Below are 24,264 nucleotides of genomic sequence, written 5' to 3' on the forward strand. Positions count from 1 at the left end.
TTTTACTAATTATAAAAAATAAAGAACGAGAGCGAGACTATCGTCTTAAAAGATTGATAAGTCCCGTCTCGTAGATATTGAAATGAATATGAATTCAGTATTATTTCATTTATTATTCAATGATTTCTGCTTCTTCAGTTTCAGTAACTGGTGTTTCAGCTTTATCATATTTAACGTCACTATAACGTCTCATACCAGTACCAGCTGGAATTAACTTACCAATAATAACGTTTTCTTTAAGTCCAAGTAAGTCGTCACGTTTACCTTTGATTGCTGCATCTGTAAGTACACGAGTTGTTTCTTGGAATGATGCTGCTGATAAGAAGCTTTCAGTTTCAAGAGAAGCTTTTGTAATACCAAGCAATACTGGTTTAGCAGTTGCTGGACGTTTACGTTCTTTAAACGCTTCTCTGTTTGCATCTGTAAAGCTATGAATGTCAACCAATGAACCAGGTAATAACTTAGTATCACCAGCTTCGATGATTCTAACTTTACGTAACATTTGTCTTACCATTACTTCAACGTGTTTATCGTCAATTTCTACACCTTGCATACGATAAACTTTTTGAACTTCTTTAAGTAAGTAGCTTTCAGTCGCATTTAAACCAGCAACAGCTAGGAAGTTCTTAGGTTCGATTGAACCTTCAGTTAATACTTCACCACGTTCAACTGATTGACCGACTTCTACTTTTAATCTAGAAGTACCTGAAGCTAAGTAAGATCTTGTTTCATTAGCACCTTTAACAACAATTTCTTGTTGGCGATCTTTTGCTAATTTAATATCTTCAACGACACCTTCGATTTCAGTAATCACAGCTTGACCTTTTGGATTACGTGCTTCGAAGATCTCTTGGATACGTGGAAGACCTTGAGTGATATCGCTACCTGCTACACCACCTGTATGGAATGTACGCATTGTAAGTTGGGTACCAGGTTCACCGATTGATTGGGCAGCGATTGTACCAACTGCTTCACCCACTTCAACTTTTTCACCAGTAGCAAGGTTCTTACCGTAACATTTTTCACATACACCGTGACGTGTGTTACATGTAAATGCTGATCGGATGTACATTTGTTCAATACCGGCATCAGTAATTTTTTTAGCGATTTCAGCAGTGATTAATTCGTCTGGACGGATGATGATTTCATCAGTTTCAGGATGACGAATTGTTTCTTTAGAATAACGTCCTTCAATACGTTCGATGAATGGTTCGATCATTTCTGTACCTTCTTTGATATCAGAAACTAGTAAGCCGCGGTCTGTGCCACAGTCTTCTTCACGAACAATAACGTCTTGAGCAACGTCAACAAGACGACGAGTAAGGTAACCAGAGTCAGCTGTTTTAAGGGCTGTATCGGCAAGACCTTTACGCGCACCGTGTGTAGAGATGAAGTATTCTAACACTGTTAAACCTTCACGGAATGAAGATGTGATTGGTAACTCAATAATTTTACCTGATGGTGCGGCCATTAAACCACGCATACCAGCTAATTGTGTAAAGTTAGATGCATTACCACGTGCACCAGAATCACTCATCATGAAGATTGGGTTTGTTTTCTCAAGAGATTGCATTAATTCGCCTTGAATTTGATCTTTGGCATCTGTCCAAATTTCAACAACGGCATTATAACGTTCATCTTCAGTAATTAAACCACGATTAAATTGTTTAGATACACGTTCTACTAATTTTTCGTGCTTATCTAAAATGTCTTGTTTATCTGGAAGTACCACAATATCTGCTACACCAACAGTGATACCAGCTTTAGATGAGAATTTGAAACCTAAATCTTTCATACGATCAAGCATCATAGATGTATCAGTGATACTGAATCTATTGAAGACTTCGGCAATAATATTACCTAAGAATTTTTTATTGAACGGTTCAATAAGTTCTTGTTCTTCAAAGTATGCTTTAAGTCCACCTTCACCTAATTGAGTTGGATCAATAAAGTATTTGTCAGGTGTTTTACCTTCAAGATTTGTTTGACTAGGTTCATTGATGAATGCGAATGAATCAGGAATGATTTCATTGAAAATTATTTTACCTACTGAAGTAGCTAAAATTTTGTTGTTTTGAGCTTCTGTGAATGTAGGGTTGTTAAATGATTTCGCGTGTACACCAATACGAGTGTGTAAATGAACATAGCCATTTGCATAAGCTTTAAGCACTTCGTTTGTATCATTAAAGATAGTACCAGTGTTCACTGCATCTTTACGTTCTAATGTTAAGTAATAGTTACCTAATACCATATCTTGTGATGGTGTTACGACAGGTTTACCATCTTTAGGGTTCAAGATGTTTTGAGCAGCTAACATTAACATACGTGCTTCAGCTTGTGCTTCTTTAGATAAAGGAACGTGAACGGCCATTTGGTCACCGTCAAAGTCCGCGTTGTAAGCTGTTGTTACAAGTGGATGTAGACGGATAGCACGACCTTCAACTAATGTAGGTTCGAATGCTTGGATACCTAATCTGTGAAGTGTAGGTGCACGGTTAAGTAATACAGGGTGTTCTCTAATTACATCTTCCAATACGTCCCATACTTCATCGTCCATACGCTCAATTTTACTTTTAGCATTTTTGATGTTAGTAGCAATTTCACGTTGAACTAATTCCTTCATTACGAATGGCTTGAACAATTCAAGTGCCATTTCTTTAGGTAATCCACATTGATACATTTTTAAGCTTGGACCAACAGCGATAACTGAACGACCTGAATAGTCAACACGTTTACCAAGTAAGTTTTGACGGAAACGACCTTGTTTACCTTTCAACATATGTGAAAGTGATTTCAATGGTCTGTTACCTGGACCAGTAACTGGACGACCACGACGACCGTTATCGATTAAAGCATCAACTGCTTCTTGCAACATACGTTTTTCGTTTTGAACGATGATGCCAGGAGCACCTAAGTCTAATAAACGCTTTAAACGATTATTACGGTTAATAACACGACGGTATAAATCATTTAAATCACTTGTTGCGAAACGTCCTCCATCTAACTGAACCATTGGACGGATTTCAGGTGGAATAATTGGAAGTACGTCTAAAATCATCCATGCTGGATTATTACCAGAGTTTCTGAATGATTCAACAACTTCTAAACGTTTAATCGCACGTGTCAATCTTTGACCAGTTGCAGATTCTAATTCGTCACGTAATGATTTTAATTCTTCGTCTAAGTTAATTTCTTCTAATAGGTCTTTAATACCTTCAGCACCCATTTTAGCTACAAATTGACCTGGGTATTTATCATAATATTCTCTGAATTCAGCTTCAGATAATAATGATTTTTTCTCTAAGCCTGTTGGACCTGGATCTACTACAACATATGAAGCGAAATAAATAACTTCTTCTAATGCTCTAGGAGACATGTCTAATAAAAGACCCATACGACTTGGAATACCTTTGAAATACCAAATATGTGAAACTGGAGCAGCTAATTCAATGTGTCCCATTCTTTCACGACGTACTTTAGATTTAGTTACTTCTACACCACATCTGTCACAAACCATGCCTTTGTAGCGTACACGTTTGTACTTACCACAACTACATTCCCAGTCTTTTGTAGGTCCAAAAATTCTTTCACAGAAAAGACCATCTTTTTCTGGTTTCAATGTACGATAGTTGATTGTTTCTGGTTTTTTTACTTCACCGTATGACCATGAACGGATTTTTTCAGGTGAGGCTAAACCGATTTTCATATAATGGAAATTATTTACATCAATCAAGGAGCCTACCTCCTTCAATTTAGATTAGCTGTGCTATTTGATTGATTTACATCTATTGAAACTAAAACAAGTCATATGATTGTAGGGAAGAAATCAGCACGATTAGCTTATTTTAAGTTTAAATCGAACTGAGTTTCTAATCCCTTACTTTTTTTATAACTTCAAATTCTAATTAGTCAGTAGTTTCTTTTTGAGTTTCAGGAACATCTTTTTGTTGTAAATCTACTTTGCGCTCAGTTGCATCTTCATCATCAACATCAGCCATTTCGATTTCATTATCTTGTTCATCCATAACTTTGACATCTAAACCTAAACTTTGTAATTCTTTCATCAATACGCGGAATGATTCTGGAACACTTGGTCTAGAGATGTTTTCACCTTTAACGATAGCTTCGTAAGTTTTAACACGTCCTACTGTATCGTCAGATTTGTAAGTTAAGATTTCTTGTAATGTGTAAGCAGCACCATATGCTTCTAGTGCCCATACCTCCATCTCACCGAAACGTTGTCCACCGAATTGTGCTTTACCACCAAGCGGTTGTTGTGTAACTAGTGAGTATGGACCAGTTGAACGAGCGTGTAATTTATCGTCAACCATATGTGCAAGTTTAAGCATGTACATAACACCAACAGAAATACGATTATCGAATGGTTCACCAGTTCTACCATCGTATAAGACTGTTTTACCGTCACGAGCCATACCTGCTTCTTCGATTGTTGACCATACATCATCATCGTTCGCACCATCGAATACTGGAGATGCAACATGGATGCCTAAGTTTTTAGCAGCCATACCTAAGTGTAATTCTAATACTTGTCCGATGTTCATACGAGATGGTACACCAAGTGGGTTTAACATGATATCAATTGGACGTCCATCTGGTAAGTAAGGCATATCTTCTTCAGGTACAATCTTAGAGATAACCCCTTTGTTACCATGACGACCACACATTTTGTCCCCAACATGGATTTTACGTTTTTGTACGATGTATACACGTACTAATTGGTTAACGCCTGGAGATAAAGTATCATCGCCTTCTTCACGGTTAAACACTTTAACATCTAGAACGATACCACCAGCTCCGTGAGGTACACGTAATGATGTATCACGTACTTCACGTGCTTTTTCACCGAAGATAGCGTGTAATAATCTTTCTTCAGCTGTTAATTCAGTCACACCTTTAGGCGTTACTTTACCTACTAAGATGTCACCGTCTTTAACTTCAGCACCAACGTAGACAATACCACGATCATCTAAGTTTTTAAGTGCATTTTCTGAAACGTTTGGAATATCACGAGTGATTTCTTCAGGTCCTAGTTTAGTATCACGAGCTTCAGATTCATATTCTTCAATATGAATTGAAGTATAAACGTCATCTTTAACTAGACGTTCACTCATAATAACAGCATCCTCATAGTTGTAACCGTCCCAAGTCATGAAACCAACGACAACGTTACGACCTAATGCCATTTCACCTAATTCCATTGATGGTCCGTCAGCTAAAATTTCATTATATTCAACGACATCGCCAACTGAAACAATTGGACGTTGGTTGTAACAAGTACCAGTGTTTGAACGTTTGAATTTAGCTAATGGATAACGATCTAATTCACCTTCATGTTCAGTACCGTTTTCTTCTACTAAACGACGAACTAAGATTTCTTTAGATTCAACATGTTCAACGCGACCTCTATATTTAGCTGTAATTGCAGCGCCTGAGTCACGTGCAGCAACATGTTCCATACCTGTACCAACAAATGGTGCTTCTGTGTTCATCAATGGTACTGCTTGACGTTGCATGTTTGCACCCATTAATGCACGGTTAGAGTCATCATTTTCAAGGAAAGGAATACATGCTGTCGCAGCTGAAACTACTTGTTTAGGAGATACGTCCATGTAGTCCATTTTCTCTTTAGCCATAACTGTGTTATTACCACGGAAACGACATACGACTTCATCATCTAAGAAACGACCATTTTCATCTAAGCGAGAGTTCGCTTGAGCAACTACATAGCTATCTTCTTCATCAGCTGTTAAGTAGTCGATTTGATCTGTAATAGAGTTAGTGTCTAAGTCTACTTTACGATATGGTGTTTCAATGAAACCAAATTCATTCACACGTGCATAACTTGATAATGAGTTAATCAAACCAATGTTTGGTCCCTCTGGAGTCTCGATTGGACACATACGACCATAGTGAGAGTAGTGAACGTCACGTACTTCCATTTGAGCACGTTCACGTGTTAAACCACCAGGTCCTAATGCAGAAAGACGACGTTTATGCGTTAACTCAGCTAATGGATTGGCTTGGTCCATGAATTGTGATAATTGAGAGCTACCGAAGAACTCTTTAATTGACGCAATAACTGGACGGATATTAATTAATTGTTGTGGTGTGATAGAGTCTGTGTCTTGAATTGACATTCTTTCACGTACAACACGTTCCATTCTTGACAAACCGATACGGAATTGGTTTTGTAATAATTCACCAACTGAACGTAAACGACGGTTTCCTAAGTGGTCAATATCATCTGTATAACCAATGCCATTTAACAAGTTAAAGAAATAACTCATTGAAGCAATAATATCTGCTGGTGTAATACATTTAACTTCTGAATCTGGTAATGCATTACCAATTACAGTAGTCGTACGACCTTCTTCATCATTTGGTACGTAAACTTTGATTGATTGAATCTCAACAGGTTCATCAATAACTGTACCTTCTAATTCAAACACTTCACTATTAGCATTTGTTTCTAAAACTTCCATAATTTCGTCTAATTTACGACGGTCTAAAACTGTACCTTCTTCGGCAACAATTTCACCAGTTTCGCTATTAACGATTGGTTCTGCTAATTTTTGGTTAAATAAGCGGTGTTTTAAGTGTAATTTTTTATTAGCTTTGTAACGACCAACACTTGCTAAATCATAACGTTTAGGGTCGAAAAAGCGTGAATAAAGTAAACTTTTCGCATTTTCAACTGTTGGTGGCTCACCAGGACGTAAACGTTCGTATATTTCTAATAATGCTTGCTCAGTATTTTCAGTGCCATCTTTTTCAAGCGTATTACGTAAATATTCACTGTCTCCTAATAAATCAATAATTTCTTGATCATTTGAGAAGCCTAAAGCACGTAATAATACTGTTAATGGTAATTTACGCGTTCTATCAATACGTACATAAACTACATCTTTAGCATCTGTTTCATATTCTAACCATGCACCACGGTTAGGGATAATTGTCGCATCATAATTTTCACGACCGTTTTTGTCAATTTTCTCATTGAAATAAACGGATGGTGAACGTACTAATTGAGACACGATTACACGTTCTGCACCATTGATTACGAATGTACCTGTATCTGTCATTAATGGGAAGTCACCCATAAATACTTCTTGTTCTTTAACTTCGCCAGTTTCTTTGATTATTAGACGTACTTTAACACGAAGAGGTGCAGCATAAGTAGCGTCACGGTTTTTTGATTCTTCTAAATCATATTTTGGTTCACCTAATCGATAATCTACAAACTCTAAAGAAAGGTTACCTGTGAAATCTTCAATTGGAGAAATATCACGGAACATTTCTAATAAACCTTCTTTTAGGAACCAGTCGTAAGATTTAGTTTGAATTTCTATTAAGTTTGGTAATTCTAATACTTCTGAAATTCTCGCATAATTTCTACGTTTACGATGTCTTCCATATTGGACAACTTGACCTGCCAAACAGATTCACCCCTCAAATATTGTGTGATGAACCAATACGCGTAAAAATCGTATAACAAGACAAAAAGAAAACGGCAACACAGTTGATGACACCATTTTCGATTCTACATTTATTCTTGTTTATCGTACTCTTTTCGCGTAAAAGTACACACTTATTGAACATAATTTTTTACATTTTATAACTATATCAGAATACAACTTTGAAATCAACCTTTTCGGCTTTTCAATATATAGTATCCTTTATTCTTGTTAACAACTTCGACATTATTGAAAATTTCTTCCATTTTCTTTTTAGCAGAAGGCATACCTTGTTTCTTTTGAATCACAACGTACAACTCACCTTGTGAATTTAACTGTTGATATGCTTCTTCAAAAATACGATGAACAACTTCTTTGCCAGCTCTAATGGGAGGATTGGTTAGTACATAATTAAAATGACTATCCTTTAGTTGTGATAAACCATCACTTTCTTTGATAATGACGTTATCAATTTGATTTGCTTTTTTATTCTTTTCAGCAAGATTTAAGGCACGATGATTCACATCAACCATAGTAATTTGATGATGTGGCGAAACTTTTGCAATCATTAATCCTATCGGACCATACCCGCATCCGACATCAGCAATCGTCTTACTTGGTCCAGGAGGATGCTCGTTTAAAAATGTTTGTACTAACGTATCTGATCCAAAATCTACTTGTGCTTTTGAGAACACACCTGCATCTGTAGTTAAATTTAATTGATGGGAATGATAATGATATTGAATAACTCTTTCATCACTTTGTACATTTGGATTTTCATCATAATAGTGTCCCATAACGTCACCTCTTTTTTCATTGTTCATCTTTATTTTACTAGAAAATGAAGTAAAAACCCCGTTATCGTGATAACGGGGTTTTAATTTCTCAAAGAATTCGGGTTAGTTCTGATAATGCATTATTAATACATCAAAAACACATAACCTTCGATATTAAGTTAAGATACTAGAATTATTTTAATTCTACAGTAGCTCCAACTTCTTCTAATTGTTCTTTAAGTTTTTCAGCTTCTTCTTTAGCAACGCCTTCTTTGATTACTTTAGGTGCGTTATCTACTAATTCTTTAGCATCTTTTAAGCCTAAGCCAGTTGCTTCTTTAACTGCTTTAACAACTTTGATTTTTGAAGATCCAGCTGAAGTTAACTCAACGTCAAATTCAGTTTTTTCTGCTGCTGCGTCTCCGCCACCAGCTGCACCAGCTGCTGCTACAGGAGCTGCTGCTGTTACACCAAATTCTTCTTCAATTGCTTTTACTAAATCGTTTAATTCTAATACTGACATTTCTTTAATTGCTTCAATGATTTGTTCTTGATTAGCCATTTTATATTTCCTCCAATTATTTTAATTTTTTATGCGCAATTATTCAGCGCTTTCTTCTTTTTGTTCTCCAACAGCTTTAACCGCATAAGCGAAGTTGCGTACTGGAGCTTGTAATACTGATAAAAGCATAGAAACAAGACCATCGTGTGAAGGTAATGAACCAACAGTTTTAACTTCTTCTGCTGAAATAACGCTACCTTCCATAACGCCTGTTTTGATTTCTAAAGCTTCATGTTCTTTAGCAAATCCTGCGATAACTTTCGCTGGTGCTACTACATCTTCAGTTGAAGTTGCAACAGCTGTAGGACCTGTTAAGAATTCATCTAAGCCTTTGATACCTGCTTGTTCAGCTGCACGACGAACCATAGTGTTTTTGTAAACTTTGTACTCAACACCAGCTTCACGTAATTGTGAACGTAGTTCAGTTACTTCTGCAACTGTTAAGCCACGGTAGTCAACGATAACAGTTGAAACTGAATTTTTAAGTTGTTCAGCAATAACATCAACTTGTTGTTTTTTAGCTTCGATAATAGCAGACATTCAGACACCTCCATTTTTATTTTTGGTGCTTTTTAAATTTCTCAATAAAAAAAGCACTTTCTACCCACGGCAAAAAGCGCTTGAAAGATCATTTTTATGATCACACGTTCAAGTCAATTTTAGCCTCGGCAGGATAATTTTTAAGTTATACTATAACTCCTACTGTCTTAGGTAAAATAATCACAATAAATAATATAACCTCATTATTGTAATATGTCAATCACTTTTCCAATTTTTTCTATAAAATGAGATAAAGTTATTACTTCTCTATCGACTACTTGTTTCTTCGCCATCATATATAAAGACATAGACTTCAATATGCTCGGAATAAATAAATCCCATTTATAGATAACATCATGTTCACACAAAAGTTATTTCTGTATATACATAACAATAACCTGTGACATTCGAAAGTCACAGGTTCTATAATTAAATAAGTTTACACTTAATTATAATTTGAATGATGAAGTATCAATTTTAACTCCAGGACCCATTGTTGTAGTTACAGCAACAGATTTGAAGTAAGTACCTTTAGCAGATGATGGTTTAGCTTTAGCTAATACATCTTGTAAAGTTTTGAAGTTTTCAACTAATTTTTCATCGCTGAATGAAACTTTACCGATTGAAGCATGTACAATACCTGCTTTTTCAGCACGGTATTCAACTTTACCAGCTTTGATTTCTTCAACAGCTTTTTTAACGTCCATAGTTACTGTACCAGTTTTAGGGTTTGGCATTAAACCTTTAGGTCCTAATACACGACCTAATTTACCTACTTCGCCCATCATGTCTGGTGTAGCTACTACTACGTCAAAGTCGAACCAACCTTGTTGGATTTTTTGTACGTATTCAGATTCACCTACGTAATCTGCGCCTGCTTCTTCTGCTTCAGTGATTTTGTCACCTTTAGCAAATACTAATACACGTTGTGATTTACCAGTTCCGTTTGGTAATACTACTGCACCACGGATTTGTTGGTCATTTTTACGTGTATCAATTCCTAAACGGAAAGCAACTTCAACTGATGCGTCAAAGTTAGCAATGCTTGTTTCTTTAGCTAAGCTGATTGCTTCTTCAACACTATAATGTTTAGTACGATCAACTTTATTAGCTGCTTCTTGATACTTTTTACCTTTTTTAGCCATTTATTGTTCCTCCTTTAGTGGTTTTAGCGGAATTTCCTCCCACGCTTACTTGTGCCTAACACAAGTTAAGAGCAGATAACAGATGAATGTCTAATGTTTGAGTAATCTTAAGAAAGATTACTAGTCACCCAGACTAATCATAGACAATATTGTCGTTGTCATTTCTGTTACCTGCTATCGTCTATCAGTTTATTTCAAAATTAAACTAACTTTGTATTCATTAATTATTGTACAGTGATACCCATACTACGAGCAGTACCTTCGATAATACGCATAGCTGCTTCTTCGTCTGCAGCGTTTAAGTCTTGCATTTTAGTTTGAGCAATTTCACGTACTTGATCTTTAGTTACTGTAGCAACTTTAGTTTTGTTAGGTTCACCAGAACCTTTTTCTACGCCAGCTGCTTTTTTAAGTAGTACTGGAGCCGGTGGAGTTTTAGTAATGAATGTAAATGAACGATCTTCATAAACACTGATTTCTACCGGAATGATTAAACCTGCTTGTTCTTGTGTACGTGCGTTGAATTCTTTACAGAATCCCATGATGTTCACACCTGCTTGACCTAATGCTGGACCAACTGGTGGTGCTGGGTTCGCTTTACCTGCAGGAATTTGTAATTTAACTACTTTTTCTACTTTTTTAGCCACGATGTGCACCTCCTTGATATCGTGATGTGGTCACAGGGCTCAGTTTTGCCCTCCCACTCATAAACATTTCGTGACGAAATGAGCGCTATAAAAACGCGACCACATTATTTTAACACTGAACCAACTTAAAAAGCAATAGTAAAATTTCATCTTTTTTGTTGTTCGATGTTTTTAAAATTTAATTGATTATAGTTTTTCTATTTGATCAAATTCAACTTCAACTGGTGTTTCTCTTCCAAACATATCAACTAATACTGTTAATTTAAATTTATCAGGTTCGATTTCTTGAACTTCTCCAACTTGATTAGCGAACGGTCCAAATTTAATACGAACTTGTTCTCCGACTTCTAATTCTACGTCGATTGTTTTTTCTTTAAGTCCCATTTGTTTTAAAATGAATCGCATTTCTTCAGGTAATAATGGGTTTGGTTTAGAACCTGCTCCAGCTGAACCAACGAAGCCTGTAACACCAGGTGTGTTACGTACTACATACCAAGATTCATCAGTCATCACTAGTTCTACAAGTACATAACCAGGGAACGTTTTTTTAAGTTGCTTTTTAGCTTTACCATCTTTAACTTGTGTTTCTTCCTCTTCAGGTATGACAACTCTAAAAATCTGTTCTGTCATATTCATTGATTCTACTCTTTTTTCTAAATTCTTCTTAACTTTATTCTCATATCCAGAATACGTATGCACAGCATACCAACGCTTTGCGCCAACCTCTTCAGACATGTTGTCACTCCTTATTCTTATCTAAATAGTTCAATTAAATTCCCAATACCTATATCTAATACCCAGAAAAAGACCATAAAGAAGATTACTGTAGAAACTACAATTACAGTATATTTAAAAAGTTCTTCTTTTGTTGGCCAACTCGTTTTTTCCATTTCACTTTTAACGCCTTGGAAGAAACTATCTTTTTCTTTGTTTGTGCCCTTATCTTTAGCCATCAAAATTACCTCCATACTCACAGTTAGTTAACCGTTAACTCTAATAGCAGTACTTTCACTATTATTTAGACTCTTTATGAATCGTATGTGCATTACATCTCGAACAATATTTTTTTATTTCTAGTCTCGTTGCAGAAGTTTCTTTTTTCGGTACGTTATAATTTCTAGTACCACAAACCTCACAAATTAAAGGTACTTTTTTCAAATCAGTTCACCTTTGCTCATTTTAATACCAGTATACTATACATAAACCTAACATTAAATGTCAAACAAGCGCCGTTATGTATGAGTTGATACAACTTAATAAAGACGCCTCAATAAATAGTACTTCATTTTCATTTTACAACGTTGAATACTATTGTAAACCACTTTATCTTTAATACCTAGCTGTTTTGCAATTTCATTAGGTGAATAATCAGACATTAGTAATTCAGCTACGCTTCGCTCGAATCGACTTAATACTGTTAAACTACTCGCTAGCAATTCTCGCTTCTCTTTTATCATACAGATATCTTCAATATGTTTACTTGATTGATTCAATTTGTAGTCAATAACATAGTCATTAATGATGCTTTCGTGCTTATCAGTCTCAATGTATTTTCTTCTCCAAAAATCATTTCGCATCGATCGTACGATACAATTCAAATAATGTTCGAAGGGAACGTCTGTACTAAAATCAAATGTATGAAGTGCTAAATAAATCCTGATTAAAGTTTCTTGTACTAAATCTTCAATATCTTCATTTTTCATTCCATAATTTTTAAATTTTATAAAAAGTTTAGGTTGTATGTGGTTTACTATATCTATAAATAATCTCTCTTGTTCGTGACTACTACGACTATTTTGGAATGCTTTAAAGATCTTCTCTAGTTGTATAAATTGATGCGCCATAAACCTTACCTTTCAAATTAAGTTAGGCAAAGTTTATATGAAGTCATTTTCAAAAGACAAGTGGACGATTTTAATCTTTGTTATGATTTCCACGTCTAATCTTTTCAAATTCTGCTAATACATCATTTGATAACGAAATGCGAGTTCTCGGTTTACTTTCTGTGAAATCATCTAATGACTTACTCACAGTGATTTCATTTTCTCTTAAATCACGCCACATCTCTCTCGAAGATAAACGATATGCGCCAGCACCAAATATTGCATGTTGCTCGCTCATATCACTGGTTACAACGGTAATATGTGTCGTGTGCTTGTTATATAAGTTATAAACATAACGTTCTATATAGCTATCCGCAGTCTCTTTTTCTTTTGTAAATACTGTTTTTACACCATGATAAATGTATTCTCTTTCTATACCTGTTTGTTCATACGCATCAAACACACATACAATTTCATCAGCTACAACAGCATTATAGTTTGCTATAGCATCTAATAATTGCTCTCGTGCTTCTTGCAAATTATCTTTTGCAATTTTACCGAGTTCAGGTGACTGTCCAATCATATTGTAGCCATCAATTATCAAATATTTATCTTTCATGCGTTATCTCCGATTTGATGACGTTTACGATATACTTCATACATCATTAAACTAGCAGCTACCGATGCATTGAGGCTATTAACATGTCCAACCATAGGTATTTTAATGTAAAAATCACATTTATCTTTCACTAATCTACTCATGCCTTGTCCTTCACTACCGATAACGATAGCTAATGGCATATCCGCCGCCATTTCTCTATAGTCTGTTGCATTATCCGCTTCAGCACCTGCTACCCAGTAGCCATGTTCTTTTAATTCGTCAATTGTTTTTGCTAAATTCGTAACACGCATAACTGGAACATGTTGTATCGCACCTGTTGACGCTTTAGCAACTGTTTGCGTTAATGCTACTGAACGTCTTTTAGGAATAATAACACCATCAACACCGCTAGCATCTGCCGTTCTCAATATAGAGCCTAAGTTATGCGGATCTTCAAGGCCATCTAAAATCACTACAGTTGATAAACCTTCTTTATCCTTTTGAGATTGAATAAATTGATCGAAATCAGCATATTCATATGGTGCAATAAGTGCAGCAACACCTTGATGAGGTGCATTTGCTAAATTATCTAATTTGGATTTTGGAACTGTTTGCACAATCAATTTTTGCTCTTTAGCATTTTGTAAAATATCATTGATTTGTTGCTTTCTGATTCCCTCTTGTATCCAAATTTTATTAATTGTATGGCCAGAAACAATCGCTTCTTTAACAGCATGCCTACCGACAATAACGATATCTTCCACTGTTTTCACTACCTTTCATTGACTGTTTGAACAATCATATCAAGTAAATTTTCCAATCTTTCTTCTTGATGATCTAAATATAAATATCCAATGACTGCTTCTAAACCAGAACTTTTACGATAAGTTTGAATATCCGTATTTTTAGCCTTAGTGTGACTTTTAGCATTACGACCTCTTTTAACAATATCTAATTCTTCATCCGTGAACCAACCCATTTCAAATAATGTTTCTAAAGTTTGCGCCTGACTTTTCGCAGACACATAACTTTTCGAAACTTGATGCAATCGATTAGGCTTACTTTGTAATTTAAGAACGATATATTCTCGCACGTGCTGGTCCAACACTGCGTCACCCATGTAGGCTAATGTTAACGGGTTTAACAATTTAATATCCATATTATCCACGTTTAAAGCGTACACCTTGTGGCGTATCCTCTAATATAATGTTTTGTTCTTTAAGCATATCTCTTATTTCATCTGCACGTGCAAAGTCTTTATTTTTACGCGCTTCATTACGTTCTTCGATAAGCTTTTCAATATCTTCATCAAGTAACATATCTGATTTATTACCTTTTAGTGGAACTCCAAGTACATCACTAAATATCTGATAAACTTCTTTGAATCGAGAAATGACTTGAGTAGATGTATTGTTCTCTAAAACATATTTATTCGCAAGTTTAGATAAATCGTACCAAGCCGTAACAGCATTAGCAGTGTTGAAATCATCATCCATTACTGTCTCAAATTGCTCTAAAATAGCATCGATTTGTTCGATATATTTAGATTGGTCAACGATGTCTGTCGCGATTGTTTCACGTTCTTCTATCAATTGATAGCTATTACGAATGCGTTCTAAACCACTCTTAGCTGCATTAACAAGTTCTAGATTATAGTTAATAGGACTTCTATAATGTACGCTAATCATGAAGAATCGTAGTACGTCAGGATCTACTTCTTTTATGATGTCATGAACTAGTATAAAGTTACCTAACGATTTACTCATTTTCTCGTTATCTATATTTATAAAACCATTATGCATCCAGTAATTAGCAAATGGGGCATGATTATGCGCTTCTGATTGCGCAATTTCGTTTTCGTGATGAGGGAATTGTAAGTCAGAACCACCAGCATGAATATCAATTGTTTTGCCTAGTTCATGAAACGCCATTACTGAACATTCAATATGCCAACCTGGACGCCCTTCACCAAAAGGACTTTCCCAACTAATTTCACCTGGTTTTGCTTTTTTCCATAAAGTAAAGTCTAAAGCATCTTCTTTTTGTTCCCCAGCTTCTATTCTTGCTCCTACCTTTAAATCATCTAATGACTGATGGCTTAATTTACCGTAACCTTCAAATTTGCGTGTTCTAAAGTAGACATCGCCGTCACTCTCATAAGCGTAACCTTCATCAACTAGCTCTTTAATAAAATCAATAATCTCATCCATATGATTCATTACACGTGGATTCGAAGTCGCTTTCTTAACGTTTAATGCACCAACATCTTCATAAAATGCTTTAATGTATCTATCTGCAATATCCGGTACACTCTCATTCAATTCCTTAGAACGGTTTATTAATTTATCGTCTACATCTGTGAAGTTTGAAACATAAATCACTTCGTATCCTTTATATTCAAAATATCTACGTACAACATCATAATTTATGGCAGGACGTGCATTACCAATGTGAATATAATTGTATACTGTCGGACCACAGACATACATTTTCACCTTACCTGGTTCGATAGGTTCAAATGTCTCTTTTTGACGCGTTAATGTATTATATAATGTAATCATCTTTAATCTCTCCGTTCTTCGCTTTTTCAAGTTGTTTTTCTAGTTGCTTAATTTGTTCATATAAAGGGTCAGGTAAATTACGGTGATCAAATGTTTTACCGATACGTTTACCCTCTTGTTTAATAATATGTCCAGGAATACCGACTACAGTCGTGTAACTTGGAACTGATTGTAATACCACTGAATTCGCACCAATATTCACATTCGAATCAATTTGAATATTACCTAACACTTTTGACCCAGCTGCGATTAATACATTATCGCCAATATCAGGGTGACGCTTTCCTTTTTCTTTACCCGTACCACCCAGTGTTACACCTTGATAAATAGTCACATTATCACCAATTGTACAAGTCTCACCAATTACTACACCCATACCATGGTCTATAAATAAGCGTTTGCCAATTTTCGCGCCTGGATGTATTTCAATACCTGTAAAGAAACGTGATACTTGAGATATAATTCTCGCCAATACGTAGCGTTTCTTATTATATAGTTTGTGTGCAATAAGGTGACTCCAAACTGCATGTAATCCAGCATATGTTGTAATAACCTCAAATGTTGTACGAGCTGCTGGGTCTTGTTCGAATACCATTTTCACATCGTCTCTCATTCTTTTTATCAAGACTGTCGCCCCCCTCATTTTTTTGAAAAGTTGAAAAATTTCCAAATTTAATAACAAAATACTTAAATACACTCTAAATAAAATAATTAGCGCCCCTAACACTTAAGATGCTAGAGGCGCTATTGCACGGTTCCACTCTGTATTCTAGATAAATGCAAGCTAGTATATCTATATAACTATAGGTTACTAGATTCACTTTATCATACTCATTTACTATATTTAGTTGGTTATACAAAGGTGCATTCAACATCGTCTATGGCGTACTCACAGCAACCGTACACTCTCTGAAATCATAGTCCAATATTTACTAATCCTTCGCCTTTAAATACTCATACCAAAATGGCTTCGCCATCTTTAACATTATCATATTTGCTTTAATGTGAAATTTCAAGTGTTAGATAAGTTAAATTAGCATCTCATTCGTGCAACTTGCCTGATGTCCTTTACACGAATTTTTTCAATCGTAAAAGTACTTTATCTTTACCTAATACTTCAATTGTATTAGGTAACTCAGGACCATGCATTTGACCAGTTACGGCAACACGAACAGGCATGAATAATTGTTTACCTTTAATACCTGTTTCCTTTTGTACTTCTTTAATTGTTTTCTTAATGTCAGCCGCTTCAAATGGCTCTAAAGCTTCTAATTTACCATATAAATGTGTCATCAATTCAGGAACTTGTTCTCCATTAATGACTTCTTGTTCTTCTTCTCCTAATTCAGGCATTTCATGGAAGAACATTTCAGATAAAGGTACAATTTCGCCAGCATAGCTCATTTCTTTTTGATATAGTGCCACTAATTTGCGACCCCATTCTTTATCATCTTCACTTGGAGATTCTGGGATTAAATTAGCTTTAATAAGATGAGGCAATGCAAGTTCAAATACTGTGTCAGTATCTTTTGTTTTCATATATTGGTTATTAACCCATGCTAATTTTTGTCTATCGAACATCGCTGGTGATTTAGAGAGACGTTTTTCATCAAAGATCTTAATAAATTCTTCTTTAGAAAAGATTTCTTCCTCTCCTTCTGGAGACCAACCTAATAATGTAATAAAGTTAAATAACGCTTCTGGCAAGTAACCTAAATCACGGTATTGCTCAATAAATTGTAAAATTTGGCCATCACGTTTACTTAATTTTTTACGTTCTTCATTAACAATTAGCGACATATGACCAAAGCGTGGCGCTTCCCAACCAAATGCTTCATAAATCATAAGTTGTTTTGGTGTGTTAGAAACGTGGTCGTCACCACGAATAACATCGGAAATTTCCATGTAATGATCATCGATAGCTACAGCAAAGTTATAGGTAGGGATTCCATCTTTTTTAACGATAACCCAGTCACCTATATTGTTTGAATCGAATGAAATTTCACCTTTAACCATATCATTAAACGTATACATTTGATCTTGAGGCACACGGAATCTAATTGATGGGCGACGACCTTCAGCTTCAAATTGTTGACGTTCTTCTTCAGTTAAATGTGCATGTTGACCACCGTAACGAGGCATTTCACCACGTGTGATTTGATCTTCACGTTCTTTTTCAAGCTCTTCTTCAGTCATGTAACATTTGTACGCTTTATCTTCGTCCAATAATTGTTGAATAAGTGGATTATAGATATCACCACGTTCTGATTGGCGATAAGGTCCATAACCTTTGTCTTTATCGATTGATTCGTCCCAATCTAATCCTAACCATTTTAAGTTATCAAATTGAGATGACTCACCATCTTCAAGATTACGTTTACTATCCGTATCTTCAATACGCACTACGAAATCACCATCATAATGCTTAGCAAATAAATAATTAAATAATGCAGTTCTTGCATTACCAATGTGTAAATATCCAGTTGGACTTGGCGCATATCTCACTCTAATGCGTTCACTCATCGTATTCACTCCTATAAATATTAGTTATGTTTTAACTTCGAATTTATACGCTTTATCTAATACAGGCTACAAACTTTACACTCTAACCGAGTCGTTCTACGCCAGTAAGAAACACCTTCAAACCATTAGAAAAAAGCTATTCTAAACTATCATTTTAGACATGTTCCCGAATAACTTTCCACTTTACATTAACCTTAGATAAAAGTTCGCATTTCTTCATTATTGTAGCACTAAATCAACACTTTGATAAGTCACTTGTTTGCGCTATAGATTATCATTAATTCATAAATCTACTTTATGTAAATAGGTTCCATGCTTCGCTTCTTGAAAAGAGTGCCCTCCACATTTAGCGTTTCACATGAAACCTAATCACCTACAATAATTTAATTTTTTTATAATTGAACATATCTTCTTAATCTCTAAGTTTAAAGATCATATTTATCATTACTCTGAATCGTCTATTTTTTTAGCGAAAATAATACGTCCTGATGATGTTTGTAATAAACTGATGACTTCTAAATCTACATATTTACCTACAAGTGATTTCGCATTGTCAACGACTACCATTGTGCCGTCATCTAAATAGCCTACACCTTGACCAGGCTCTTTACCCATTTTAGTCAATAGAATATTAATGCAGTCACCTTGATGAACATTCGGTTTAATTGCTTCAGATAAGTCGTTTACATTTAAAGCTTTAATTCCTTGAACGTGACATACTTTATTTAAATTAAAATCGGTAGTAATCACATGCGCATGATAAGTCTGTGCTAACTTTACCAATAGTTCATCAATATCACTGTGAGACTTTTGTGGATGTATCACACGTGTAGGATACTCTAAGTCATACAATTCATTTAATATATCTAAACCGCGTTGTCCTTTCTCACGTTTCACACTATCATTCGCGTCAGCTACAACTTGAAGTTCATTAATAACACCTTGCGGGATAAGGATTTCACCATCTATAAAACCACAACGAATGACATCTAAAATACGTCCATCGATAATTGCACTTGTATCTAAAAGTTTAGGTACAGCACTAATATTACTTTTAGACATAGAGCGTGCCATATTTTCCGGCAAGAACATTAACATTTCGTCACGCTTTTTCAAACCAAATTGGAAACCTAAATAACATAGCAATAATGTAATAATAAGTGGTACTAGATGATTTAATATCGTGTTTCCAATCATTTCTAGAATAAACGAAGCCATAACTGATATAAATAATCCAATGATAAGTCCAAGTGTTGCAAATAAAATTTCAACAGCACTGCGTTGCATAATCCAATGTTCAATGGCTTTAAAAGTTTTCGTAACTTTATTAATAAAGATGCCAAAAATCAAGAAAAATACTACTATTCCAATTAAGCCATCAATATAATAGTTATGTAAAAATGGGTAACCATCAATATTAAAATCCTTGAGTATTTCAGGTATTAACAAAATACCAAGTGCGGCACCTAGAATAATATATATGATGATTACAATTCCTTTTAATACTTTCATAAGTCTCACCTCTTTTTCACTTTATTTACGATTTGAATGCATATTTTAGTGCATCATGTACTGTAGACACTCCTACTACTTTAATGCCCTCAGGAAATTGCCATCCACCGATATTTGTCTGTGGAATAATAACACGTTCAAAGCCTAATTTAGCTGCTTCTTGAACACGTTGTTCAATTCGAGAAACACGTCTCACTTCACCGGTCAAACCTACTTCTCCAATATAACAATCAAGCCCATCTACTGCTTTATCTTTAAAACTTGAAGCTGTTGCTACTATAACACTTAAATCAACTGCCGGCTCTGTCAATCGAACGCCACCAGCTACTTTAATATATGCATCTTGTTGTTGTAATAAATAGTTTTCTTTTTTCTCTAATACAGCCATTAATAAACTCAAACGATTATGATCTATACCTGTTGCCATACGTCTAGGGTTATTAAATGTTGTAGGCGTCACTAAGGCCTGAACTTCTATTAATAGAGGTCGTGTACCTTCCATAGTTGCTACAATCGTTGATCCCGGCACATTGGTAGAACGTTCCTCTAAGAACATTTCAGAAGGATTATGAACGCCTTTTAACCCGCTTTGTTTCATCTCAAAAATGCCCATTTCATTAGTAGAACCAAAACGGTTCTTAACCGCTCTCAAGATACGATAAGCATGATGCTCATCTCCCTCAAAGTACAGTACAGTATCAACCATATGTTCTAATAGACGCGGTCCTGCAATTTGACCTTCTTTTGTAACATGTCCGACGATAAATGTTGCAATATTCATTTGTTTAGCAATATTCATTAAACTCTGTGTACTTTCTCTAACTTGAGACACAGAACCAGGTGCCGAACTAATTTCAGGATGATATATTGTTTGAATGGAATCCACAACTAAAATATCAGGTTGTGCTTGTTGAACTGTTTGATGTATTACCTCTAAATCTGTTTCTGCTAACACATTTAAATTACTCGAATCTTCATCTAGTCGATCGGCGCGTAATTTAGTTTGATTTAGTGATTCTTCACCTGTAATATACAGTACATTTAATTTTTGTGACAATGATGCACAAATTTGCAGTAATAACGTTGATTTACCGATACCAGGATCTCCACCTATTAACACTAAAGAACCACTCACAATGCCACCACCTAAAACGCGGTTGAACTCTTTTGATTCTGTCTGAACTCTCGGTGTTACTTCATTCTTGATATCATTTAATTTCTGGACTTTTGCGCTAGACGTTGATGTCTTTACGCCGTGTTTAGGATTTGAAGCTTTTTCAACAATTTCCTCCATTTGATTCCATGACCCACAATTAGGACACTTTCCCATCCATTTTGGAGATTGATAGCCGCAAGCCATACACTCAAAAATTACTTTCTTTTTGGCCAAAATTGCACCCCCGATTTTTCTTTGAACAAATCTATTTTATATGTAACGTTGCACAATGACAAATGTAAACTTAAGCAAATTAGTATAAATTTGATTATATTTATTTTAGTGATAATTAATACTTATAATGATTAAAATTGATTCATTGAAATCAAAAAAATATAAGCTGAGACATTCGAATATGATATGTCTCAGCTTATATTTAACATTAATTTTATTGTATTATGCTTCAGTTTCAGTTACTTCGTTGTCTTCATCTGAAATACCATTATTTTTTTCATTGATATTATATTTAAATTCATCACCATCATGGTCGATGACAACTTCTTTACCTTCAATTTGGTTACCGTCTAAAATTAATTCACTCAAGTTATCTTCAACTGTTTTTTGAATAGCTCTGATTAATGGACGGGCACCGTATTCTGGATCATAGCCTTCTTCAGCAATTTTTTCTTTTGCTTTATTAGTTACAACAATATTAATATCTTGCTCAGATAGTCGTTGTGTTAGTTTATTAACCATCATTGTAACGATTTCTTTCAATTCATCTTTAGAAAGTTTGTGGAATACGATGATGTCGTCAACACGGTTTAAGAACTCTGGGCGGAATGAATTTTTCAATTCTTTCATCATTGTCTTGCGAATTGTTTCATAGTCATGACCTTCAGAACTGCCACCGAAACCAGCAAAGCGTTGATCTTGTAATTCTTGAGCACCAACATTTGAAGTCATGATAATCACTGTATTTCGGAAATCAACTTGACGTCCTTTTGTATCAGTTAAATGACCATCGTCTAGAACTTGCAATAGAATATTAAATACATCTGGATGCGCCTTTTCGATTTCATCAAATAAGATAACTGAGTATGGTTTACGTCTTACTTTCTCAGTTAATTGGCCACCTTCATCATGACCTACATAGCCTGGAGGCGCTCCAACTAAACGACTCACAGCATGTTTTTCCATAAACTCACTCATATCAACGCGAATCATTGCATCTTCTTCACCAAACATTGATTCTGCTAATGCTCTAGCTAATTCTGTTTTACCTACACCTGTTGGACCTAAGAAGATAAAACTACCGATTGGACGTTTAGGATCTTTCAATCCTGCACGAGCACGGCGTACCGCTTTACTAATAGAAGTTACAGCATCATTTTGGCCTATAACTCTATCATGTAACGTTTGTTCAAGATTTAATAATCGATCTGATTCAGTTTCATTAATTTTTGTAAGCGGGATACCTGTCCAACCTGCAATGACTTCACCAATATCTTCTTTAGATAGAGAAGTGGATTGATCGCCTTGAGTTGTTTTCCACTCATTTTTGGCATCTTCATATTGTTTTTCAAGTTTAGTTTGTTTATCACGTAAATTAGCAGCATTTTCGAATTCTTGAGCATGAACTGCTGCGTCTTTTTCATTTTTTACTTTTTCAATTTCTTGCTCAATTTCTTTCAAGTTGTTAGGTGTTGTATGACTTTTCAGTCTTACTTTTGAACTTGCTTCATCAATTAAATCAATTGCTTTATCGGGTAAGAAACGATCTGATACATAACGATCACTTAATTTAGCAGCCGCTTCAAGTGCTTCATCTGAAATATTGATGCGGTGATGTGCTTCATAACGGTCACGTAATCCTTTTAAAATTGCAATTGTGTCTTCAACTGTTGGTTCATCAACTTGAATAGGTTGGAAACGACGTTCTAACGCTGCATCTTTCTCGATGTTTTTACGATATTCATCTAATGTTGTCGCACCGATACATTGTAATTCACCACGTGCTAATGCTGGTTTTAATATGTTTGACGCATCGATTGCGCCTTCAGCTCCACCAGCACCAACTAATGTGTGTAATTCATCAATGAATAAGATTACGTTACCAGCTTGATGAATTTCTTCCATTACTTTTTTCAAACGTTCTTCAAATTCACCACGATATTTAGTACCAGCTACAACTGTTCCCATATCAAGTGACATCACGCGTTTACCTTTAAGAGTCTCAGGTACTTCATTATTAACAATAGCTTGAGCAAGGCCTTCTGCAATTGCAGTTTTACCTACACCGGGTTCACCAATTAGTACAGGATTGTTTTTAGTACGACGACTTAACACTTCAATTACACGAGTAATTTCTTTATCTCTACCAACAACTGGATCTAACGTTCCATCTTTGGCAATGACAGTTAAATCACGTGCTAATCCATCTAATGTAGGGGTATTATTTGATTTATTTGCTGTAGCATTTTTATTGCTCATTTCAGGACTACCTAGTGCTTTGACGACTTGGGCACGCGCTTTTGTAATATTTAAATCAAGATTAGCAAATACGCGAGCAGCTACGCCTTCATTTTCACGAATTAAACCTAGTAATATGTGTTCTGTACCTACAAAGTTATGGTGTAACTTTCTTGCTTCATCCATTGAAAGTTCAATTACTTTCTTAGCTCTTGGTGTATAATGTAATGTTCCTGTTTGATCTTGTCCGTGACCGATTAATTTTTCGACTTCTTCAATCACTTTATCTTCGGTAATATTAAAGCTTTCTAATACTTTAGCAGCAATACCTTCTGGTTCTTTCATTAAACCTAATAACAAATGTTCTGTACCTATATTAGAATGATTTAAACGTATTGCTTCTTCTTGTGCGTGTGCTAGGACACGTTGTGCACGTTCAGTTAATCTACCAAATAGCATATATTTTTGTAC

At 35.2% G+C, this 24,264-nt stretch carries 20 protein-coding genes and 1 other annotated feature; all 20 genes read right to left on the reverse strand.

Annotated elements, in window-relative coordinates; genetic code table 11:
• Window positions 1–112 precede the first annotated feature (112 nt).
• Window positions 113–3,706, reverse strand: coding sequence for a DNA-directed RNA polymerase subunit beta' (gene rpoC, locus HMPREF2737_RS02985; protein ID WP_161510996.1), 3,594 nt, complete (start codon window positions 3,704–3,706; stop codon window positions 113–115).
• A gap of 199 nt (window positions 3,707–3,905) precedes the next feature.
• The gene (gene rpoB / locus HMPREF2737_RS02990; protein WP_037552082.1) at window positions 3,906–7,457 is read right to left on the reverse strand and encodes a DNA-directed RNA polymerase subunit beta; all 3,552 of its coding nucleotides are present in this window, start codon (window positions 7,455–7,457) and stop codon (window positions 3,906–3,908) included.
• A gap of 206 nt (window positions 7,458–7,663) precedes the next feature.
• Window positions 7,664–8,272, reverse strand: a complete 609-nt coding sequence (locus HMPREF2737_RS02995; RefSeq protein WP_037552083.1) for a class I SAM-dependent methyltransferase — start codon at window positions 8,270–8,272, stop codon at window positions 7,664–7,666.
• A gap of 172 nt (window positions 8,273–8,444) precedes the next feature.
• Entirely contained in the window at window positions 8,445–8,813 is a 369-nt protein-coding gene (gene rplL / locus HMPREF2737_RS03000; RefSeq protein WP_011276720.1) for a 50S ribosomal protein L7/L12, read from the reverse strand.
• A 39-nt stretch (window positions 8,814–8,852) separates the two neighbouring features.
• Window positions 8,853–9,353: a 50S ribosomal protein L10 gene (rplJ, locus tag HMPREF2737_RS03005; RefSeq protein ID WP_037552084.1), complete on the reverse strand. Its 501-nt coding sequence runs from the start codon at window positions 9,351–9,353 to the stop codon at window positions 8,853–8,855.
• A 38-nt stretch (window positions 9,354–9,391) separates the two neighbouring features.
• Window positions 9,392–9,543: a sequence feature (ribosomal protein L10 leader region), on the reverse strand.
• Between the two features lie 259 nt (window positions 9,544–9,802).
• Window positions 9,803–10,498 carry a 50S ribosomal protein L1 gene (rplA, locus tag HMPREF2737_RS03010; RefSeq protein WP_011276724.1) on the reverse strand — a complete coding sequence of 232 codons (696 nt, stop codon included), beginning with the start codon at window positions 10,496–10,498 and terminating at the stop codon, window positions 9,803–9,805.
• Between the two features lie 224 nt (window positions 10,499–10,722).
• Window positions 10,723–11,145 (reverse strand): 50S ribosomal protein L11, encoded by a 423-nt coding sequence (rplK, locus tag HMPREF2737_RS03015; protein WP_001832298.1) that lies wholly within the window; start codon window positions 11,143–11,145, stop codon window positions 10,723–10,725.
• 186 nt (window positions 11,146–11,331) lie between these two features.
• Complete coding sequence (gene nusG / locus HMPREF2737_RS03020) at window positions 11,332–11,880, reverse strand: transcription termination/antitermination protein NusG (RefSeq protein ID WP_037552085.1); 549 nt, start codon at window positions 11,878–11,880, stop codon at window positions 11,332–11,334.
• Window positions 11,881–11,897: 17 nt separating this feature from the next.
• Entirely contained in the window at window positions 11,898–12,098 is a 201-nt protein-coding gene (secE, locus tag HMPREF2737_RS03025) for a preprotein translocase subunit SecE (protein ID WP_011276726.1), read from the reverse strand.
• A 61-nt stretch (window positions 12,099–12,159) separates the two neighbouring features.
• Window positions 12,160–12,303 (reverse strand): 50S ribosomal protein L33, encoded by a 144-nt coding sequence (gene rpmG, locus HMPREF2737_RS11180; protein ID WP_016931334.1) that lies wholly within the window; start codon window positions 12,301–12,303, stop codon window positions 12,160–12,162.
• 95 nt (window positions 12,304–12,398) lie between these two features.
• Window positions 12,399–12,989: a sigma-70 family RNA polymerase sigma factor gene (locus HMPREF2737_RS03030; RefSeq protein WP_037552086.1), complete on the reverse strand. Its 591-nt coding sequence runs from the start codon at window positions 12,987–12,989 to the stop codon at window positions 12,399–12,401.
• Between the two features lie 70 nt (window positions 12,990–13,059).
• The gene (locus HMPREF2737_RS03035; RefSeq protein ID WP_037552087.1) at window positions 13,060–13,587 is read right to left on the reverse strand and encodes an NYN domain-containing protein; all 528 of its coding nucleotides are present in this window, start codon (window positions 13,585–13,587) and stop codon (window positions 13,060–13,062) included.
• Window positions 13,584–14,333: a 23S rRNA (guanosine(2251)-2'-O)-methyltransferase RlmB gene (gene rlmB, locus HMPREF2737_RS03040; RefSeq protein WP_037552088.1), complete on the reverse strand. Its 750-nt coding sequence runs from the start codon at window positions 14,331–14,333 to the stop codon at window positions 13,584–13,586. The genes HMPREF2737_RS03035 and rlmB overlap by 4 nt, the downstream gene beginning before the upstream one ends.
• A gap of 8 nt (window positions 14,334–14,341) precedes the next feature.
• Complete coding sequence (locus HMPREF2737_RS03045; RefSeq protein WP_029376688.1) at window positions 14,342–14,728, reverse strand: Mini-ribonuclease 3; 387 nt, start codon at window positions 14,726–14,728, stop codon at window positions 14,342–14,344.
• Between the two features lies 1 nt (window position 14,729).
• Window positions 14,730–16,130: a cysteine--tRNA ligase gene (gene cysS, locus HMPREF2737_RS03050; RefSeq protein WP_033079759.1), complete on the reverse strand. Its 1,401-nt coding sequence runs from the start codon at window positions 16,128–16,130 to the stop codon at window positions 14,730–14,732.
• Window positions 16,114–16,773 carry a serine O-acetyltransferase gene (gene cysE, locus HMPREF2737_RS03055; protein WP_176744055.1) on the reverse strand — a complete coding sequence of 220 codons (660 nt, stop codon included), beginning with the start codon at window positions 16,771–16,773 and terminating at the stop codon, window positions 16,114–16,116. The genes cysS and cysE overlap by 17 nt, the downstream gene beginning before the upstream one ends.
• A gap of 425 nt (window positions 16,774–17,198) precedes the next feature.
• Window positions 17,199–18,653 carry a glutamate--tRNA ligase gene (gene gltX, locus HMPREF2737_RS03060; RefSeq protein WP_037552090.1) on the reverse strand — a complete coding sequence of 485 codons (1,455 nt, stop codon included), beginning with the start codon at window positions 18,651–18,653 and terminating at the stop codon, window positions 17,199–17,201.
• Between the two features lie 444 nt (window positions 18,654–19,097).
• Complete coding sequence (locus tag HMPREF2737_RS03065; protein WP_037552092.1) at window positions 19,098–20,165, reverse strand: PIN/TRAM domain-containing protein; 1,068 nt, start codon at window positions 20,163–20,165, stop codon at window positions 19,098–19,100.
• Between the two features lie 25 nt (window positions 20,166–20,190).
• Window positions 20,191–21,555, reverse strand: coding sequence for a DNA repair protein RadA (gene radA, locus HMPREF2737_RS03070; protein ID WP_011276735.1), 1,365 nt, complete (start codon window positions 21,553–21,555; stop codon window positions 20,191–20,193).
• 222 nt (window positions 21,556–21,777) lie between these two features.
• A complete protein-coding gene (locus HMPREF2737_RS03075) occupies window positions 21,778–24,252 on the reverse strand; it encodes an ATP-dependent Clp protease ATP-binding subunit (protein WP_070650041.1) in 2,475 nt (824 codons plus the stop codon).
• Between the last annotated feature and the right edge of the window lie 12 nt (window positions 24,253–24,264).

This window comes from Staphylococcus sp. HMSC069D12 (assembly GCF_001810405.1).
GTDB lineage: Bacteria > Bacillota > Bacilli > Staphylococcales > Staphylococcaceae > Staphylococcus > Staphylococcus haemolyticus.

Excerpts from the sequence above, each read along its gene's own strand:
- rplJ (WP_037552084.1), bottom strand. The coding sequence starts at position 9,353 with ATGTCTGCTATTATCGAAGCTAAAAAACAACAAGTTGATGTTATTGCT.
- secE (WP_011276726.1), bottom strand. The coding sequence starts at position 12,098 with ATGGCTAAAGATAAGGGCACAAACAAAGAAAAAGATAGTTTCTTCCAA.
- HMPREF2737_RS03075 (WP_070650041.1), bottom strand. The coding sequence starts at position 24,252 with ATGCTATTTGGTAGATTAACTGAACGTGCACAACGTGTCCTAGCACAC.
- HMPREF2737_RS03035 (WP_037552087.1), bottom strand. The coding sequence starts at position 13,587 with ATGAAAGATAAATATTTGATAATTGATGGCTACAATATGATTGGACAG.
- cysS (WP_033079759.1), bottom strand. The coding sequence starts at position 16,130 with ATGATTACATTATATAATACATTAACGCGTCAAAAAGAGACATTTGAA.
- HMPREF2737_RS03030 (WP_037552086.1), bottom strand. The coding sequence starts at position 12,989 with ATGGCGCATCAATTTATACAACTAGAGAAGATCTTTAAAGCATTCCAA.
- nusG (WP_037552085.1), bottom strand. The coding sequence starts at position 11,880 with ATGTCTGAAGAGGTTGGCGCAAAGCGTTGGTATGCTGTGCATACGTAT.
- cysE (WP_176744055.1), bottom strand. The coding sequence starts at position 16,773 with ATGAGGGGGGCGACAGTCTTGATAAAAAGAATGAGAGACGATGTGAAA.
- rplA (WP_011276724.1), bottom strand. The coding sequence starts at position 10,498 with ATGGCTAAAAAAGGTAAAAAGTATCAAGAAGCAGCTAATAAAGTTGAT.
- HMPREF2737_RS02995 (WP_037552083.1), bottom strand. The coding sequence starts at position 8,272 with ATGGGACACTATTATGATGAAAATCCAAATGTACAAAGTGATGAAAGA.
- HMPREF2737_RS03065 (WP_037552092.1), bottom strand. The coding sequence starts at position 20,165 with ATGAAAGTATTAAAAGGAATTGTAATCATCATATATATTATTCTAGGT.
- gltX (WP_037552090.1), bottom strand. The coding sequence starts at position 18,653 with ATGAGTGAACGCATTAGAGTGAGATATGCGCCAAGTCCAACTGGATAT.
- rpoC (WP_161510996.1), bottom strand. The coding sequence starts at position 3,706 with ATGAAAATCGGTTTAGCCTCACCTGAAAAAATCCGTTCATGGTCATAC.
- rplL (WP_011276720.1), bottom strand. The coding sequence starts at position 8,813 with ATGGCTAATCAAGAACAAATCATTGAAGCAATTAAAGAAATGTCAGTA.
- HMPREF2737_RS03045 (WP_029376688.1), bottom strand. The coding sequence starts at position 14,728 with ATGGATATTAAATTGTTAAACCCGTTAACATTAGCCTACATGGGTGAC.